The 18,506-nt window shown below is 63.7% G+C and carries 14 protein-coding genes; all 14 read right to left on the reverse strand.

Annotated features, from left to right (window positions below):
• Positions 1–109: 109 nt before the first annotated feature.
• The 14 genes from tldD to PG887_RS11365 all read right to left on the reverse strand — a co-directional run bounded on the left by tldD (position 110) and on the right by PG887_RS11365 (position 18,506).
• Entirely contained in the window at positions 110–1,558 is a 1,449-nt protein-coding gene (gene tldD / locus PG887_RS11300) for a metalloprotease TldD (RefSeq protein ID WP_069652309.1), read from the reverse strand.
• Between the two features lie 57 nt (positions 1,559–1,615).
• Entirely contained in the window at positions 1,616–2,422 is an 807-nt protein-coding gene (locus tag PG887_RS11305) for a carbon-nitrogen hydrolase family protein (RefSeq protein ID WP_270821722.1), read from the reverse strand.
• Positions 2,423–2,540: 118 nt separating this feature from the next.
• Positions 2,541–6,443, reverse strand: a complete 3,903-nt coding sequence (locus tag PG887_RS11310) for a YhdP family protein (RefSeq protein WP_270821724.1) — start codon at positions 6,441–6,443, stop codon at positions 2,541–2,543.
• Positions 6,444–7,919, reverse strand: a complete 1,476-nt coding sequence (gene rng / locus PG887_RS11315; RefSeq protein WP_270821726.1) for a ribonuclease G — start codon at positions 7,917–7,919, stop codon at positions 6,444–6,446.
• 79 nt (positions 7,920–7,998) lie between these two features.
• Positions 7,999–8,586 (reverse strand): Maf family protein, encoded by a 588-nt coding sequence (locus PG887_RS11320; protein ID WP_010672636.1) that lies wholly within the window; start codon positions 8,584–8,586, stop codon positions 7,999–8,001.
• 52 nt (positions 8,587–8,638) lie between these two features.
• Positions 8,639–9,124, reverse strand: a complete 486-nt coding sequence (gene mreD / locus PG887_RS11325; RefSeq protein WP_270821727.1) for a rod shape-determining protein MreD — start codon at positions 9,122–9,124, stop codon at positions 8,639–8,641.
• Positions 9,124–10,032 carry a rod shape-determining protein MreC gene (gene mreC, locus PG887_RS11330; RefSeq protein WP_042864559.1) on the reverse strand — a complete coding sequence of 303 codons (909 nt, stop codon included), beginning with the start codon at positions 10,030–10,032 and terminating at the stop codon, positions 9,124–9,126. The genes mreD and mreC overlap by 1 nt, the downstream gene beginning before the upstream one ends.
• A 41-nt stretch (positions 10,033–10,073) precedes the next feature.
• Complete coding sequence (locus PG887_RS11335) at positions 10,074–11,114, reverse strand: rod shape-determining protein (RefSeq protein WP_005308111.1); 1,041 nt, start codon at positions 11,112–11,114, stop codon at positions 10,074–10,076.
• A 216-nt stretch (positions 11,115–11,330) separates the two neighbouring features.
• Positions 11,331–15,620, reverse strand: coding sequence for a DUF6701 domain-containing protein (locus PG887_RS11340; RefSeq protein ID WP_270821728.1), 4,290 nt, complete (start codon positions 15,618–15,620; stop codon positions 11,331–11,333).
• Positions 15,621–15,645: 25 nt separating this feature from the next.
• Entirely contained in the window at positions 15,646–16,110 is a 465-nt protein-coding gene (locus PG887_RS11345; RefSeq protein ID WP_069652312.1) for an MSHA biogenesis protein MshP, read from the reverse strand.
• The gene (locus tag PG887_RS11350) at positions 16,100–16,945 is read right to left on the reverse strand and encodes a PilW family protein (RefSeq protein ID WP_270821729.1); all 846 of its coding nucleotides are present in this window, start codon (positions 16,943–16,945) and stop codon (positions 16,100–16,102) included. The genes PG887_RS11345 and PG887_RS11350 overlap by 11 nt, the downstream gene beginning before the upstream one ends.
• Positions 16,945–17,517 (reverse strand): prepilin-type N-terminal cleavage/methylation domain-containing protein, encoded by a 573-nt coding sequence (locus PG887_RS11355; RefSeq protein WP_270821730.1) that lies wholly within the window; start codon positions 17,515–17,517, stop codon positions 16,945–16,947. The genes PG887_RS11350 and PG887_RS11355 overlap by 1 nt, the downstream gene beginning before the upstream one ends.
• Positions 17,504–17,980: a pilus assembly FimT family protein gene (locus PG887_RS11360; RefSeq protein ID WP_270821731.1), complete on the reverse strand. Its 477-nt coding sequence runs from the start codon at positions 17,978–17,980 to the stop codon at positions 17,504–17,506. Before PG887_RS11360 ends, PG887_RS11355 begins: the two co-directional genes overlap by 14 nt.
• A gap of 58 nt (positions 17,981–18,038) precedes the next feature.
• A complete protein-coding gene (locus tag PG887_RS11365) occupies positions 18,039–18,506 on the reverse strand; it encodes a prepilin-type N-terminal cleavage/methylation domain-containing protein (RefSeq protein WP_270821732.1) in 468 nt (155 codons plus the stop codon).

Below are 18,506 nucleotides of genomic sequence, written 5' to 3' on the forward strand. Positions count from 1 at the left end.
CGGAACCAGTGATTGGTTCCGGATTGTCCTACAGCAGAAGGATCGGTCAATGGATCCTTAACTGATCAGCATTGCGGCGCCGGGCCGGGGTTTACAAAGGTGTGTGACCTTACTGGGTGCCGCCCACGGTGAGCTGATCCAGCTTGAGGGTGGGCTGGCCGACGCCGACCGGTACGCTCTGCCCCTCCTTGCCGCAGACCCCGACCCCGCGATCCAGCGCGAGATCACGGCCCACCATGGAAACTTGGCTCATCGCCTCGGGGCCGTTGCCGATCAGGGTCGCCCCCTTGATGGGCGCGGTGATCTTGCCATCCTCGATGAGGTAGGCCTCGGAGGCGGAGAAGACGAACTTGCCGGAGGTGATGTCCACCTGGCCGCCACCGAAGTTGGGGGCATAAATGCCCTTCTTCACCGAGGCGATGATCTCCGCTGGATCGTACTGACCCGCCAGCATGTAGGTGTTGGTCATGCGCGGCATCGGCAGGGCGGCGTAGGATTCGCGGCGGCCGTTGCCGGTGAGCGGTACCCCCATCAGGCGAGCATTCTGCTTGTCCTGCAGGTAACCCTTGAGAATGCCGTTCTCGATCAGCACGTTGTAGCCCCCCGGCGTCCCCTCGTCATCGATGGAGACGGAGCCGCGCCGACCCGGCAGGGTGCCGTCATCGACGATGGTGCAGTGTTTGGAAGCCACCTGCTCGCCGATGCGCCCGGCAAAGGCGGAGGAGCCCTTGCGGTTGAAGTCCCCTTCCAGACCGTGACCCACCGCCTCGTGCAGCAGCACGCCGGGCCAGCCGGCACCGAGCACCACCGGCATGGTGCCGGCCGGGGCGTCGATGGCCTCCAGGTTGACCAGGGCCTGGCGCACCGCTTCACGCACATAGCCAAACGCCCGGCTCTCGAGCCCGTCCAGCTCGAGGAAATGGTCGTAACCGAAGCGACCACCGCCCCCCGCGCTGCCGCGCTCACGGCGATCCCCCTTCTCGGCGATGACGGTCACCGAGAGGCGCACCAGGGGGCGCACGTCGGCGGCCAGGGTGCCATCGGTGGCGGCCACCAGGATCTCTTCATAGACCCCGCTGATGGAGGCCATCACCTGATTGATGGCGGGATCCAGGCTTCTGGCGAACTTGTCCATCTGCTCCAGCAGGGCAATTTTCTGCTGCTTGTCGAGGGTCTGCAGGGGATCCAGCGCCGGGTAGAGCAGGTTTGCTTCGGTGCGAGCCCATGCTTTTACCTTGCCCTGCGCACCGGCGGCGGCGATGCCGCGAGCGGCAGTCACCGACTGTTGCAGCGCCAGCAGGCTCAGCTCGTCCGAATAGGCGAAACCGGTCTTCTCGCCGCTGACGGCGCGCACCCCCACCCCCTGATCGATGTTGTAGCTGCCATCCTTGACGATGCCGTCCTCCAGCATCCAGGACTCGTGCCAGCTGCGCTGGAAATAGAGGTCGCCGAACTCCACCTGATGGCTCATCAGGCTGCCGAGCAGCTGTTGCAGCCGCCCTTCGTCGAGATCGTTCGGGGCCAACAGGGAGGCACTAACCTGGCTCAATAGACTCAAATCTTTCTCTCCACTCTCATGCGAGATGTCGTAACGGTTAAATCCACGGCCGCGGGCTCACAGCAGGCGGGCGTGTTGCAGCACCGGCATGGTGCGTTTCAATTCATCGACCAGGGCCCCATCCAGCGGCGCCAGCACAATGCCCTGCCCCGACGCCCGACAGGCCAGCACCCGGCCCCAGGGGTCGATCACCATGCTGTGGCCCCAGGTCTGACGCCCTGTCTCGTGGGTGCCCCCCTGGTTGGCGGCCACCACGTAGCACTGGTTCTCGATGGCACGGGCCCGCAGCAGAGGCTCCCAGTGCGCCTCGCCGGTGACGGCGGTAAAGGCGGCAGGCACCAGCAGCACCCGGGCACCGGCCCGGGCCAACTGGCGGTACAGCTCGGGAAAGCGCAGATCATAACAGATAGAAAGGCCGAGGGGACCAAAGGGGGAGTCCACCAGCACAGGCTGATCACCCGGGCTGAAGGTCTCCGACTCCCGGTAGCGGCCGTGATTGTCCGCCACGTCCACGTCGAACAGGTGGATCTTGTGGTAGTGCCCCTTGAGCGCGCCGTCGGGATCGAACACCAGGGTACTGGTGTGGATGTGGTCGGCACCGGCGATGGCGGTGGGCATGGCCCCGGCCACCAGCCAGATGCCGTGGGATTTGGCCCAATCAGAGAGTTGCTGCTGGATTGGGCCATTTCCCAATGGCTCTGCCCCGTCCAGATACCCCTGCCGCTCGCCAAAGAGGGCGAAGTTTTCCGGCAGCAGCACCAGCAAGGGGCGCTCCCCGGGCAGACTCGCCAGCTCGGCGGCGATCCGCTCCCGGTTATCCTGCCAGGTACGACCCGATATCAACTGCATGGCCGCTAGCCACATGACGCGCTCCTTCTGTTGGGCGAGCCGGTGACACAAGGCCTTCTCGGCTCGCGGGGCAATATCTGCACTATGAGGGGTTTGGCGGCCGGGGGAAAGTCCCCCAGCCCGGTGCATGCCCTCAGCGCTGACCCGAGCCCTGATGCTTGGGATCGAGCAGGAAGGGGGTGACCTCCTTGGCGGGCAGGCCGGGCGCCACCGCATCCACCGCATCCTTCTGGTGCTGGTTGAGCTTGATGCGGGCGCGATCCCGCCCCGCCTCCACCAGCCTGGGGGCGTCCAGCGGGCCGGAGACCCGAAAATCGATGCGGGTCACCACGTCCACCACGGGCTCCAGCAGCTTGGAGAGGGCCAGCACATAGAGCCCGGTGATGGGGGTCAGCGAGAAGGCCGCCACCACCGGCAGGGTACCCCCCAGGTTCGGGGAGAAGCTCAGATCAAAGTCGAGCCGCCAGCGCACCAGATCCGCGATGCCCTTGCCCCGCAGGTTGCCCGCGGCCCCCTTCATGTAGAAGTCGTTGTTCTCCACCACCCCCTGATTGACCTTGGCGGAGGCGGACATGGACTCGAAATAGAAGCCTTTGTCGAATACATCGCGAAAATCGAGGCGCAGCTTGCGCATCAGGGAGTCGAGGCTCAGCAGGGAGAGCAGCCGGGCCCCCTTGTCGTTGACCTCCCGCAGGGTGCCTCCCTCCAGCTGGTAGTCGGCGCTGCCCGCCAGAGTCGGCAGGCTCAGGCGGTAGGGCACGTCACGCCAGTTCAGATCCAGCGCCAGCTTGCCCGGGGCATCCCCGATGGGCGAGGTGTAGCCGAGCCGCTTGAGCAGCAGCTCGCTGTTGCGGGTCTCGAGGTTCACCCTGGCACGGGTCTGCATCTGGCTGCCACGGGCCAGCCACTCAGCGCTGCCGCGCAGGGTGCTGCCCGCCAGGCGCATCTCCAGTCCCTTGAGATCCAGCCGGTTGGCCCCGGGCAGCAGCTCCCCCTTCACCTCCCCCAGGGGCAGCTCGCCGAAGCGGCAATCCACGCAGCTGAAGGTGAGCCAGGGAATGGCGTCCATGATGGCCCTGTCCTGGTGCTCATCGGGATCCGGGCTGAGATCGGTCCCCTTGCCGGACCAGTAGATGCGGGCAAACTTGGCATCGATGGGACGTCCGTCGGCCACCGGCACCCGCACCACCCCCATCACGTCGGGGCTGTCGATCATCACCTCGGTGGCCTGGTTCACCGGCCCCAGGGTGAAGTGCACCGCCTTGAGGCTGGCACTGCCGATGTCGGCACGGGCCAGCTGGCCATCCACCCACCACTCCTGGGGCAAGAAAGCGGGGCCCACCACCGCATTGCCCTGCATCGCCTGCGCCTTGGCCGGCAGCCACTGCTTGAGACGGGCCAGCCAGCCGGCCACGTCCACCTGCTGCTGATTGATGGCGAGCAGCATGGGCTTGTCCTGCATCACACGCGCCCCGGGCTGGCCGATGTTGACCCGCACCCGGCTGAGGTAGGGCACGCCGTCGCCGTACACCAGGCGGCTCTGCATGTCGATGTCCGCCCCCAGCACAGCGCGGATGTCGGCGCTGCCATCCCGCCCACGGGCCGTCACCTTGAGGGGCAGCCGGGTACCCGCCGCCTTGGTCAGGGGCACGGGCAGATCCAGCCCCATGCCCTGCAGGTTGGAGTCCAGCGCCAGCTGGAAGCTGAACGCCTTGTTCTCGGGCAGGGTCAGCCCCAGGGTACCCGACCAGTTGCTGCGCCCCTGGAGCATCTCGAGGGCCGGTATGTCCCGGCGCTGGCGGCGGCTGTCCCACTGCCCCTGGAACTTGAGGTCGGCCTGGTAGCCGTGGGGCAGTTGCCGCCCCTGATAATCCAGGGTCAGCGGCTGGTTCCACAGGCTCGCCTTGAGGTTGTGAATGCGGGTCTGCTCGTTGTCATACTCGAGCGTCCCTGCGACCCCGTCGAGGGGCAGATCCAGGGAGGCGATCCTCACCTTGTTGTCCTTGAAGCTGGCTTCCCCGCTGGCCTTGACCTCCCCCTCGCCATCCAGCGGTATGTCGAGCTTCACCGTGCCCTTCATGGGGCCGAGGATCTCCACCTCCCGCAGCGCCTGACCGACGGATCCCCCCAGCGGCGAGTCCTGCAAATAGTCGCTGATGGCCTTGCCCTCGCCCTCAACCTTGGCATCCACGTAGAGGTGAGCACCCGGATAGAGATCCGGGATCCAGGCGTGCACCGAGTCGGAGCTGGCCTTGCCGAGCTGGGTGGCGCGGCTGTTCATGTCGAGGCTGGCGTTCTGGAACAGCAGATCGATCTGCAGGTCGGTCAGCGGCTGCCAGCCCGGGAAAAACTCGTAGGTGGCCTGTTGCAGCGGCACCGCCACCTGGAAGACGCCCTTGCCGTTGTCGTAGGGGAAGTCACGGAATTCGCCGTACCAGAGCAAGTCTGCACCCTTGGCCTTGCCCCCCTTGATGGCGCCGCTCAGGTAGCTCACCAGCCCCTCATCCATCACCGCCAGGGGGTAGTAGCGATCCGCATGGGCCGCGTTCTTCACGTCGATGCGCCCGGTCAGGGCGAGGAAGGGGTGCTCGAACAGCTCGAGGCGAAACCGGCTGGCGAGGCGCAGATCCGGGTTGTCCAGGGCAATGTCCTGGCCATAGAGCACCCAGCCTTGGGGCGCCCGCCACCAGTCGAGGGCCGCACTCAGGCTGTCCACCGGGATGGGTTCCTTGAAGTGGCGGGCCGGATCCACCTTGCCCTTGCCCAGGGTCAGGCGGGCACGCCCCCCGTTCGGGGTCAGCCAGAAGTCACCGTCCAGCTTTTGCAGGCCGGGCACATCATGCCAGGCCCGGGTCCCGAAGCCGCGCAGCTGCCCCTGCAAAGAGAGCCCCTGCCAGTCCCCGTCGGCTTGCAGGACCAGCTCCTGCAACTGGCCCCTTGGCCGGGTGCGCTTGAGGGTCTCGGTCAGCTCGGGATAGAGGCCGGAGACCGGCTGGCTCAGGTTGGCAATCTGGTCGAGATCGATGGCGGGCACATAGCCCTGGATGCGTGAGCCGATGCGCTCGAGCTGCAGGCGGCTGTGCAGCCAGGTGGCGCCATCGAGCTTGAAGGTGACGTCGTGGCTGGCGAGCTGCCACGCCTCGCCGTCCCGGCGCAGCTGGATCTTGCCCCCCTGCAGGTCGAGGCGGTGCGGCTCCCCCTTGATCTCGTCTTTCCAGATCAGGTGGTTGTTGCCAAAGGCCAGCAGGGAGTTGCCGAGCCTGCCCTTCTCGAACTCGCTCCAGAGCTGGAAGTCGAGCTGGCCGCTCACCGGCGGCGCGCCGGCGTGGATCCTGGCCAGCATGGGGCTGATGTCCAGCTCCCGGGCCCCCAGATAGAGCTGGCCCTTGAGGCGGTCGAGCCGCACCTCTGGGGCATCCACATCGATGATGAGGTCCAGGGTGCTCTCCCCCACCCCGTTGATGAGATAGGCCTTGCCGACCCCCTGATGCCGCTTGCCGCGGTTCTGCCAGCGCAACTGGGCGATGTCGAGGGCGCGCACCTCCCCCAGTGCCGTGGTGAGGCTCAGGCGAGTGTCGTGAATGTCGAAGATGGATAGCTGGGTCAGCAGGAAGCGCAGCAGGGCCTCCTGCTGGTTCGCGCTCTTCCCGCTGACGGGGGTGGCGGGCTGGGTCATGTCCAGCGCGATGTTGCCGTCGCTCAGGATCAGCTGGCCAAACACCGGCCTGAGTTCGTTGAGGGAGCGCCAGAAGTCGAGGTGGGCCCACACCTTGCCAAGGCGCAGGGAGAAACGCCCCGAATCGGGGGCGATGGCCAGTCCTTCCAGCCCGATGGCCGGGCCGCGGGCAGTCCACTCCAGCCCGACGTGATCCACGCTCACCTCGAGCTGGCTCTCCCCGAGCAGGGTCCCTATCACGGCCGCCCGGTGCTGGTTGAGCAAGGGGCCGCCCAGTCGTACCACGCTGACCAGAACAGCCAGCAGCACGAAGAAGACTCCGAGGGCCAACCAGCCCCGACTCAGCCAGCGATAGACCAATTACATCATCACCACATCGAACTGTTCCTGCCCACAGAGCGGCTCGGAGACCACCCTGACCTGCTTGCCGATGAAGACTTCCAGCTCCGCCAGACTGTGGGACTCCTCCCCCCGCAGGTAATCGGCCACCGAGGGGGCCGCATAGACAGTGAACTGATCCGCGTCGTAGGCGCGGTTGACCCGGATGATCTCCCGCAGGATCTCGAAGCAGACCGACTCCACCGTCTTGACCCGGCCGCGCCCCTTGCACTCGGGGCACTCGGCGCAGAGCACGTGCTCAAGGCTCTCCCGGGTGCGCTTGCGGGTCATCTCCACCAGCCCGAGCTGGGAGAAACCGTTGACGTTGGTCTTGGCCCTGTCCTTGGCCAGCGCCAGCTCCAGGCTGTGCAGCACCCGGCGACGGTGATCCTCGGACTGCATGTCGATGAAGTCGATGATGATGATGCCGCCGAGGTTGCGCAGGCGCAGGTGACGGGCGATGGCGGCGGTGGCCTCGACGTTGGTGTTGAAGATGGTCTCTTCCAGATTGCGATGGCCGACGAAGGCCCCGGTGTTGATGTCCACCGTGGTCATGGCTTCGGTCTGGTCGATGATGAGGTAGCCGCCGGATTTCAGCTCCACCTTGCGCTCCAGGGCCCGCTGGATCTCGTTCTCCACGTCGTAGAGATCGAAGATCGGCGACTCGCCGGTGTAGTACTCCAGCTTGTTGGCAAGCTCGGGCACGTACTCCTCGGTGAAGCGCTTGAGCTGATCGAAGCTCTGGCGCGAGTCGACCCGGATCTTGTCGAGCTCGGCACCGACGAAGTCACGCACCACCCTAAACGCCAGGCTGGGATCCTCATAGAGGATCTTGCAGGGGGGGTACTTCTGCTTGCGCTCGAGGATCTTGCGCCACAGGCGCTTCAAGAAGGCGGCGTCCTGCTCCAGCTCCAGCTCCTGCTCCCCCACCCCTTCGGCGGCGGTGCGGATGATGTAGCCGCCCAGTTCGTCCACATAGCCGGCCACGGTGCGCTTGAGGCGCTCGCGCTCCGCCTCGGATTCGATGCGCTGGGAGACCCCCACGTGGGCACTGCCCGGCATGAAGACCAGATAACGGGATGGCAGGGTGATGTCAGTGGTGAGGCGGGCTCCCTTGGTACCGAGCGGGTCTTTGACCACCTGTACCATGATGTCCTGCCCCTGGCGCACCAGTTCGGCGATGTTGCCGGCCTGGAACTGCTCCTTCTCCTTGATCGCCACGCACTCGGTATGGGGGACGATGTCGGAGGCGTGCAGAAAGGCGGCCTTGTCCATGCCGATGTCGACGAAGGCGGCCTGCATGCCGGGCAGCACGCGGCTGATCTTGCCCTTGTAGATGTTGCCCACGATGCCGCGCTTGGCCTGACGCTCCACATGCACTTCCTGCAGCAGACCGTTCTCGACCAGGGCGACCCGGGTTTCGGAGGGGGTGACGTTTACCAGCAGTTCTACCGACATAAGTTACCTTGCCTTTCTAGTTTTGAATTCTGGCACGACGAACAACGGGTAACTCAGCAGCGCACTGCTGACGAGAGGATTACCGGGTCTGCTCGAGGTGCTGCTTGATCAACAGGTCCGTCTCCAGCAGGGGCAGGCCGACCACGGCACTGTAGCTCCCCTCGAGGCGACTGACGAATTTGCCGGCAATGCCCTGGATAGCATAGGCGCCCGCCTTGTCGCACGGCTCGCCGGTGCGCCAGTAGGCTTCGATCTCGGCCTCGTCCAGCTTGCGAAACGCCACGTTGGTGGTGACCAGCCGCACATCGCACCGCTCCGGGGTGGCCAGGGCCACCGCCGTCATCACCTGGTGTACCCGCCCGGAGAGGGCTTCCAGCATGTCCTTGGCGTCCAGCAGGTCGGAGGGTTTCTCCAGCACCCGCTCCCCCAGCACCACTATGGTGTCGGCCCCCAGCACAGGCAGCGCCGTCGGCGCCGCGGCCACACCTGCCATCGCCTTGTCGCGGGCCAGCCGGCAGACGTAATCCTGGGGCTTCTCACCGTCGTTGCGCAGCTCCGGCACATCCAGCTTGAGGACCTCGAAACGGTAGCCCAGGCGGGTCAGAAGCTCGTGCCGGCGGGGGGAGCCCGAGGCGAGATAGAGTTGCAGTTCGTTGTGCTTGTTCATACTTCACTCAATGAGACGATGCGCAGTTACAATGCGTTGTTTTTATTCACATTCACTTGATATTGAAGCGACGCCGCACCTTGCGCAAGACCATAAAAATCCAGGGCCATATTAACATCGTCGTCAACGTCGACCAAAAGTAGGCGAAGTTGAGGCTGGCCCGGCTGAACAGATGCTCCGCCCAGAACACGGTGATCTTCCCCACCAGGGAGAGCAGACCGATGATCAGCGCCTGCTGCCAGAGGGAGAAGTTGCGGATCTTCTGGAACTGGAAGGCCGCCAGGTAGGTGGTGATGGCCATGGCCATGGCCCGCACGCCGAGGGTGCTGCCGAGCAGCGCGTCCAGCAGCAGGCCCGCCACCCAGGCGGTGCCGACGTTGGTCCGGTGCGGCAGCGCCAGCGCCCAGTAGATGAGCACCATGGCGAGCCAGTCCGGACGGAAGGGTTCGAATTGAAAGGGAAGCGGCAGGATGGAGAGGCACAGGGCCAGCAGGATCGAACACCAGATCCAGATCCTGCCGCTGGCGGGTTGCAGCATCAGCGCGTCGCCCCCGCCGCCGAGGTTGCCGTGGCCACCGAGGCGCTCGCCGCAGGCTCAAGGGCATCCTTGTCGTGTACTTCCGGTTTCTTGTCGGTCCACAGCAGCAGCAGGTAGCGCAGACGGTCCAGCGCCACCAGCGGCTTGGCCTCGATCTGGGCGAAGGGCTTGCCCTCCACATAGTCGGAGCGGGTCACGGTCGCCACCGGATAACCTTCCGGGAAGCGGCCGCCCAGGCCCGAGGTGACCAGCAGATCGCCGACCTGGACGTCGGTGTTGCGGGGCAGGTTGCGCAGCTCCAGCTTGTCCAGCTCGCCGCTGCCGGAGGCGATGGCGCGCAAGTCGTTGCGCAGCACCCGTACCGGGATACCGTGGCTGGAGTCGGTGATGAGCAGGACGCGACTGGTGGTGGAGCCCACGTGGAGCACCTGGCCGACCACCCCCTGATCGTTGATCACCGGCTGGCCGTTGTAGACGCCATCCAGCGCCCCCTTGTTGATCAGCACCTGATGGCTGAAGGGGTCGGAATCCACCGACAGCAGCTCGGCCACCATCTTGCGGGACTCCTTGTGTACCGGCGACCCCAGCAGCTCGCGCAGACGCTGGTTCTCATGCTCCAGCTGATCCATCTTGAGCAGGCGCGAGCGCAGGGTGAACAGTTGCTGCTCCTGCTGCTTGGTCTGCTCGATGAGATCGGCGCGGGTCTGCACCTGGGTCGACATGGTGTCGAGCAGGGTGCCGGGGGCGTTGGCGATGTATTGCAGCGGGCTCACCAGGGAGCTCAGATAAACGCGGACATGGCTGAACACACCGAAGCGGGAATCCGCGACGATGGCAGCAACAGAGATGATGACGGCGAGAAACAACCGTAACTGAAGCGAAGGGCCTCTACCAAAGATGGGTTTCATGAGTCGTCAAAAAAGAGCCGGCGCTCGGCCGGCTTTGGGTCTTATTCGTAGTGGAACAGATCGCCACCGTGCATATCGATCAGCTCCAGCGCCTTGCCACCGCCACGGGCGACACAGGTGAGGGGATCTTCAGCCACGACGACCGGGATGCCGGTCTCTTCCATCAGCAGACGGTCGATGTCTTTGAGCAGGGCACCACCACCGGTCAGCACCATGCCGCGCTCGGAGATGTCGGACGCCAGCTCGGGCGGGGACTGTTCCAGCGCCACCATGACGGCGGAGACGATGCCGGACAGCGGCTCTTGCAGCGCTTCCAGGATCTCGTTGGAGTTCAGGGTGAAGCTGCGCGGCACACCTTCGGCCAGGTTGCGACCACGAACCTCGATCTCGCGCACCTCTTCGCCCGGGTAGGCGGAGCCGATCTCGTGCTTGATGCGCTCGGCGGTGGCTTCCCCGATCAGGCTGCCGTAGTTGCGACGGACGTAGCTGATGATGGCTTCGTCAAACTTGTCGCCACCGATGCGCACGGACTGGGAGTAGACCACACCGTTCAGGGAGATGATGGCCACTTCGGTGGTACCACCACCGATGTCCACCACCATGGAACCGGTCGCTTCGGAGACCGGCAGGCCGGCACCGATGGCGGCGGCCATGGGTTCATCGATCAGGTAGACCTCGCGGGCACCGGCGCCCAGCGCGGATTCCTTGATGGCACGGCGCTCGACCTGGGTGGAGCCGCACGGCACGCACACCAGCACGCGGGGGCTGGGGCGGAAATAGTTGTTGTCGTGAACCTGCTTGATGAAGTGCTGCAGCATCTTCTCGGTCACGTAGAAGTCGGCGATCACGCCGTCCTTCATCGGACGAATGGCGGAAATGTTACCAGGGGTACGACCCAGCATCTGCTTGGCGGCATGACCGACAGCAGCGACCGATTTGGCGTTCCCGCGCTCTTGGCGAATGGCGACAACTGAGGGTTCGTTAAGGACGATCCCTTGATCTTTTACATAGATCAGGGTGTTGGCAGTTCCCAAGTCGATCGACAGATCGTTGGAAAAGACGCCTCTGAGCTTTTTGAACATGGCTACGGGAAATCCTAAGAATTTGGAGGTGCAGAAAACCGGCTAACTTTACCAATGCCCACCCCAATGGGCAAGCGCTCAAACTGTCGCCAATCAATCAGGCGCGACAAAAATGCGAGTCATCACTCACCCGCTCAGGCCGACAAACACTACGAAACAAGGAGATAAGACGCCACTGTACAGCAATGCGTCTATCTCCCCGTGTCAGCCCGGGTGTCAGGGCATCACTTCGCGGCGATAAATAATTCTGTCATTACCCCGATCCCGGCCAAAAATGGCCATGCCCTCCAGACTGTCTGGGTCAGACAACCAGAGCGGACGCCGTCCAGGTTGCTGCTCTGACTCCGGTTGCTTGCTCAGATCGATCTTGAACGGAATGCGCACCGCCCTGTCCGGGGCAGCGAACTGTATGGAGATGACACCATCCTTCGCGCTCGCCACCATGGCGCCAGGGGCAACCGGGCCAAGACCGAGCCGGATCCGGGTGTTGTCATCCAATATCAGATCGCCACTTCCCTGATCGAAACGCTGGCTGCCATCGGTGAACTCGATGCCCCCATCTTGCAGGGAAAGGCGGGTACATTGATCAGCTCCCATGGCATGCCAGGCGCCCGCCTCGTGATATTGCAGTTGCAGCGGCACCGCCAGCCCGGCCGTTGCCACCCCTTGGCGGGTACCTGCCTGCACCCGGCCGAAGTACGCCTCCATGGGCACGTCATCGATCAGCCTGGCATTGCAGCCAGCGCCACTGCATGACCCCGGCTGCCCGTCGTTGAAGTCGGGATTGGCGATCAGGGTCTGCTCACCATCGTTGTCCTTCATATAAAGGCCAAACGACAGGGCCCGGTAGGGGCCATCTGGCTTGCCATCGGAGCGGCGAGCAAACTCGGTCGGCCCGTTGAAGTCGGCCTCCCCTGCCACCCAGGGCAGCGGTCCCAGGCTGCGTAACCGGGCGGAGAGCGACACCCCGTCCTTGTTGTTGGCCGCGCTCAGGTAGGCATCCCCCTTGGCAAACGCCTCCCTGTAGTTCAGGGTGGTCTCGCCAAACTGATTGCGGGCCTGGATCTGCAACTCCGCCAGGAAGGGTTGCCCCATATAGGAAAACGCCTCGCAGGCGGGGACTATGTTGCCACTCACCAGATTGAAGTCCACCGGGATGAAACGCCCCACAGGCACGCTGCTGGCGGCGGGTATGGTGTAGCCAAAGTAACCCAAGGTCGGTGGCGTCGCCGTCATCCGGAACACCCCGACTTCGTTGACCGACTGGCCGACGGAGTTGAGGTTGCTGTCCTTCTGGTTGGAGTGGTCGTAGCTGGACGTGCCGACCACCGCCCCTTCCCCTGGTTTGGGCGCCACCAGCTCGCTGCCGAGCGCAATATTGGCCAGTGCGAAGTTGGGGGTCGCCAGGTTGCCGCTGCACAGGTCCTTGTCATCATCCGCTTGCCAAGCCACCCCTTTGATATTCAGCTGGAACGCCTCACCGGTCTTCTTGAACACCGGACAACTGGCATCCCCTGCCGCGCAGGTCCCCTCGGTAGGCGTGATGCAGAGCCCGGCCGGGCGGCTGACGAACAGATCCGACCCCGTCATCACCAGCCCTGCGGTATCCCCGCTGCCATCGTGGCGGGCATTAAGCCGCATCTGGCCTGCATCCGGATAGCGAACACTCTTCAACGTCGCCTTGCCTTGACCATCGAAGGTCAAATTGAGGGTTGTCGCCGCTGGCGAGACTACATTGGCGGCATAAGTCGAAATCGTCTTGCCATCTATCGCCATCTGACTCCCGACAGAATTGTCATTCGGGGTGACATACGTTCCCCAGAAGCCGACCGAACGCTCACCGGTAAAACCGGGGACACACTGCTGGGTCGCATTGTCCTTTTTGACGGCACTGATCACTACATCTTGGGGCCTGTTGGCCAGGGTATCCGGCACATTGAACAGGAAGCCGCTGTCGGCAAAGCTCAAGGTACAGGCGGCGGCGCTCAGGGCGCCGCTGCCCGCCCGGCAAAGCGTCTCGCTAAGCGGCTTGGTGGAGGGAATAGAACCACTCACCCCCACCTTCATGACACTCGCCAGATTGTTGCGCAGCTGCAATTTGGCGGTGCCGTTGCTGAAGGTCACGGTAGCGGTGTTGCCGTTGTAGCTCACCTGGCTGTCGGCTATCCAGCCGTTGCTGCCATTCTTCAGGGGGGTCAGGATGGCGCTCACCGGGTCCGTGAACAGCTGGCTGCAACTGGCGTTGGCGCAGGCCCGGATGGTGAGGGTCTCGGGGTTGCAGGTCAGGGCCTGACCGGAGTGATCGAACTCGAAGTGATCGATCTGGGTCCCCACCGGATTGGATTTGAGGGCGCAGATCCGGACGTTGTCGAGCTCATGGTAGTTCGTCACAGAACCGGTGGAGCCGGTGAGCGACAGCAGGAAGTTGGCGGGCACCGCCGCCTGCCCCGTCTGGTTCACCATATTGATGGGCCCCACCAGCATGGTGTAACCCGAGCCCGTGTTCCGCTCAACCGACGCAAGTGAACTGCCGGCAGTGCGCGAGTCAATGGTGATGCGGTAACGATGGGGGCGGTTGCCATTGGTTCCGCTGTCCACTGCCGGGCTCAGGTTGCTCGCCGTTCCCGCCAGATACCGATAGCCCGAGGTCCCCGAGCTGGCACCGGAGCCACGAATGGAAACGGCCTGAGGACGAGACCCGGGATTATAGGAGCCCCCCTCGTTGGCATAGTTGCCGTATTCGTCGATACCGACCCCCATCCAGCCGCCGGCAAAACCGCTGATCCCGGTCTTGAAGCCATAACCCAGCGGGCCACCGAAGGCGCCGGGCTGGGGCGTGATCGTCGCATCGGAGAGCACCACCGCCATGCCGTCCGCCCCGCTCGAGCCGGAGGTCTTGTAGGCATACTGATCAAACTCGATAGTCACCAGATTGCTGGCCCCCGGGAAGAGGCGCTGGAAGGTCGCAGAGGTGGCCTGGTTGGTCGTATTCTGGGTCAGCCGCAGGCGACCGTTTTGCAAAGAGGGCAAGGTACTGCCATTGCGTTGAGCCACCACCCAGTCGCTGCCAAGGGTACTGGCGGAGAAGTCATCGCTGAAACAGGTCAGTGGGTCTTCACACATGCCCGGCCAGTCGCCGGTGAAGGGCTCGTGGATCACCTGGCTGTTGTTGGTCATGGAGACGTTCACCGCCGACACGGCGCCGGTCAGCACGGCCTGGCCACTCATGGCCAGATCCCCGGTGTTCACATAGAGAATGGCGTTGAGTTTGGTGTTGCCGCTCATGGTGACCTTGCCGAAGTGATACATCATCAGGTCGTTGGCCTTGCCCCCGGCATTGACCTCCATCTGGTCGCTCAGGGCCAGATCGCTCTTGATGTACAACCTCGCGGCACTGCCGCTGTCAAAGATCAGCTTGTCGTTCTGACCGAGCTCCATCTTGTCTATCCAGTGGTTGCCGCCACGAAAGTAGAAATTGATGTTGGAGGTGCTCTGGTGTTTGAACGTCTTGAGGTAGCGGGCCTGCAGATATCCGTTGAGGGTGCCGTTGCCACTCACCTCCAGGGTCTGGTGAAGCTGGAGCGTCAGGTCGCTGCGACTCCCTGCGGCGGAGATCCGGCTCTCGTTTTCCATCTTGAGCCCATAGACGGCGAGGGAGCTCTGCCCCTGGAAGGTCATGGCACTGTTGCTCTTCATCCCCAGGCTTTTGATGAACCAGTCCCCTGCCCCCATGAGCACGCTCTGGCCACTGGCAGAGACCTCCATGGTGACCTTGTCCAGGTAGTGCGGCTGGAAGACGGCAGTCCCGGTATTGCCATTGCCCGAGACCTCAAGGGTGCTGTAGACGGTGACCCTGGCGTCATTGAGCTTGCCCTGACCCGTCACCGTCAGATCGTTCACATGAAGATCTCCCGACCCGGTGACGCCACTGTTGTAACCATTCTTGATGGTCATCTTCTGGGCATAGACGGTCGCACCGTTGAGGTTGAGCATCGCCCCTTCGCTGATAGACAAGGTATCGAAGCGATAGGTCTGGCCCGATTTCAGGGTCGCCACGCAGCTGTTGCCCCCCCACGAGGCGCTCTTGTAGTCACCGGCAGCAGGAGAGATGGCCCCGTCGCAAGCGAGATCATTTTTCCCGCTGTAGGAGGGGAAGCCCCCCGGGTTGGCCGGAAACGCGTCGGGATCGCTGATGAAGGTCACATCCTTGAGCACACTGGCAAGGGTGCCGCTGACGTTGCAATTGGAGACCCAGGTGCCGTTGTTCCAGAAACCACCGTTGTTGCAGTTGGCGTTGGGCTGGATGTTTTTGGTCAGGAAGGGGTAACTGGCCCCCACAGTGGTGCTGATGATCTTGCTTTCATTGTTCATGCTCAGCACGCCGGGGGAGGCGTGGCTCTGCACCGGGAAAAGGAAGGCTTCGGTACACTGGCTGGCGGCCTGCACCGAGGTGGATCCCAGCAAGATCCACAACAGGGCGCCGCGAAGAGGCTGGCTGGACTTCATGGGGTCTGGCTCCTTGGCAGGGGGCTCATGGCGTCACTCCATCAAAAGCTTCCGCCACCAGGGTGCGGCTGACGGCAAAATCGGGGTTCGGGCCGCTGCCGGCATCGGGTTGGCCACAGCGCCCTTCACTGCTGAATCGGTATCCGGTTTGGGTCCCGCCGGCCGCACTCACCGGCACCTTGTTGCAGGTGACGATGGCCTGACAGCCCGTCAGTCCCGCATCGGTGAAACTGAGACTGGTGCTGGCGGCGCATTGCTGCCCTTGCCACTGGCCATTGGGATAGAGTCGATAGAGGGCAATTTCCAGCCCGCTCTGGGCCGCCATCAGGGCACGCACACCGCGCACCTCCACCGTGTGCTTCTCACTGCTGTCCACCAGGAAACGCCCCATGGCCGCCGCCAGCAGGGCCATGATGACGATGACGAAGAGGGCGATCAGGATGGCGCTGCCCCGCTGAGACCTCACCATGGAGGGAGTGTCAGGGCGCATTGAGGGTCTCCAGCTTGTGGTGGAAGACGACGCGCTCGTCGCGCTGCTCGAACTCCAGCCGCAGCCCCACCTCGCTCTGGTTGAAGGCGGCGGGTTCCCGATAGAAGTAATAGGCGGCGGGACGAATATGCTCCGCCATCAACCGGGTGGTCTCGCTGCTGCTCAGGGTGTCGTCGAGGGACTTGGCCATGCGCCAGAGGTTGCCCCCTCTCACGCAATAGAGCACCTGCTGGTTCGCAAAATAGATGCGCTGCCCCGGCGAGTCCTTGACGAAACCGTTACTGAGAGTCAAGGGCAGTGCGCCCGATACGTCGCTGCCCACATCGGTGACGCGGGCGGTACAGCTTCCCTGCAGGCAACCCTGATTCAGGAGGCCCATGCTCGCGAGGGGATACACGATGGCAAGATCCTCATTTTTCTTGGGGAGCACGGATGGCGTGACTATGCTGAGCCCGGTGCTGACCACAGAGCCCAGATAGCGACTGGCGGTGGCGATGGGCCAGAACCGCAGACAAGCCCCCTGCTCCTGGGCACCGCCCCCTTCGTCCTCGACCCGCACCGAACCGGGGACGGCGTCACGCACCTCGCGATTGAGCCGCTCCAGGGCGAAACGGGCATCGCTCATCAGTTGCTCGCGGCGGCTGGCATCTCCGTAGATCTGGGTACCGATGCCGATAAACTGGCTGGAGAAGGTCGCCATCACCCCGAGCAGCAGGATCACCATCACCAGCTCCACCAGGGTGAAGCCCCCCTCACGCCCGGGTCGGACGCGGTAACAGGCGAGTCTGGCACATGGGTGTTCCCACGCGGCATCACGGGAATGTGGCTCGCCCATCAGTAGTTCCCCCGATAGAGGCCGAAGACCAGCTCGCTCCCGTCCGGCAGGCGCACGGTCAGGGTGATGCGCTTGCCGATGGACTCGGCCCCCTCCCCCATGCTGCCAAAGAGGGTGTCCGGCACCACCGCGATCTTCACCTGATAGCGCCGATACTCCTCCTCGCTGCTCGCGGCCGAGGCCTGGGTAAAGTAGCTGGCGTCCACCCAGCGGCCTGCCGTGTCGAAATCGTCCACGTCGTTGAACTGGTAGGGGCGGGTCTCGCCACCATCGGGGCCATAATCGGCGCTCGCCGTGCAGGGGGGATAGGTAAAGGCGGGCACACCGGCCGTCTCGCCACAGCGAAAACGGCCGCCGTTGTGATCGGAATGCTCGTCGAAAGACTTCTCCAGCATCTCGCCGAGGATGCGCTGGGCGAGCTGGGCGGCGCGTACCTGCTGCACCGGATCCACCGCCTGGGGAGCCTGATTGACAAGCAGCCCCAGGATGCCGGTGAGCGCCACGGCCAGCAGCACGATGCCGACCACGAACTCGACCAGGGTGAAGCCGCGGCGCGCCTTAGGGGATCGCATGGATATAGCCTTCCGACTCGATGCGCAGCCGGGCACTCTCCTGGCCGCTGCTGACCGCCAGTTCGCAGCCGTTGATGCAGCCTGGCCACAGGGGCCTGCCGCTGCGCTTGTCGAAATGGAATGCCCCCAGGGGGGAGAATTGCAGGTTGCCGGACGCCTGCACCAGGCGCCCGCGACTCTGCTCATCCCCACGCCAGCCCGAAATGGGGGCAGGCGCACAGCTCGCCCCGGTCAGATGGCCAAAACGCCCCGCCTCCAGCACCAGCTGGGTGCAGCGCGCGTCCCCTTCCTGCATGTTCATGGTCTGCACCAGCCGCAGCCGGGCCACCAGCTCGTCACGCAGGGTATGGGTTTCAAAGCCGCCTTTGCCCAGCCACTTGGGCACGGCAAAGGCGGCCAGAATCCCGAGCAACAGGATCACGATCACCAGTTCAATCAGGGTGAAACCCTTGGCTGTCGACATTCATGCCCTCATCGGGAATAACGAAAAAGCGAGGCCGAAGCCTCGCCTTGTCACATTACTATTCAGTACATACCTTGCTGGCATTGATTTTGCCAAGAACGGCAGTTGCTGGATCGCTATCAGTGGCTTCTTTATACAACACACAATCAGCCTTTTCCTTGGCATCAACCGGAGCAAAGCTATAAGAATCCCTGGCACTGGATGCAGAGCTCCAAGAACCGTCGATTGTTACTGCCTTGGCAATGCCATCTTTAGAGGCTCTGGGATAACCATATACAACCGCAATAGTGGTGTTATCAGCGCTGGACACTGAAGCACTGGGTGAAGCTTCTACCCCTTCCAAGGCTGCTTTGCTATATACCAGTTGGGAAGAGCTCTGCACGGCAGCCAGTACACCGCTTGCCGCAGCAGTTTTGGCATCCTCCTGCAGATTCAGGAACTTGGGTGCGGCGGTGACCGCCAGAATGCCCAGAATGATGATCACGATGACCAGTTCGATCAGGGTAAAGCCCGATTGCTTTTTCAT

Origin of the sequence: Aeromonas sp. QDB14 (genome assembly GCF_027707845.1) — a bacterium.
Classification (GTDB): Bacteria; Pseudomonadota; Gammaproteobacteria; order Enterobacterales; family Aeromonadaceae; genus Aeromonas; species Aeromonas caviae.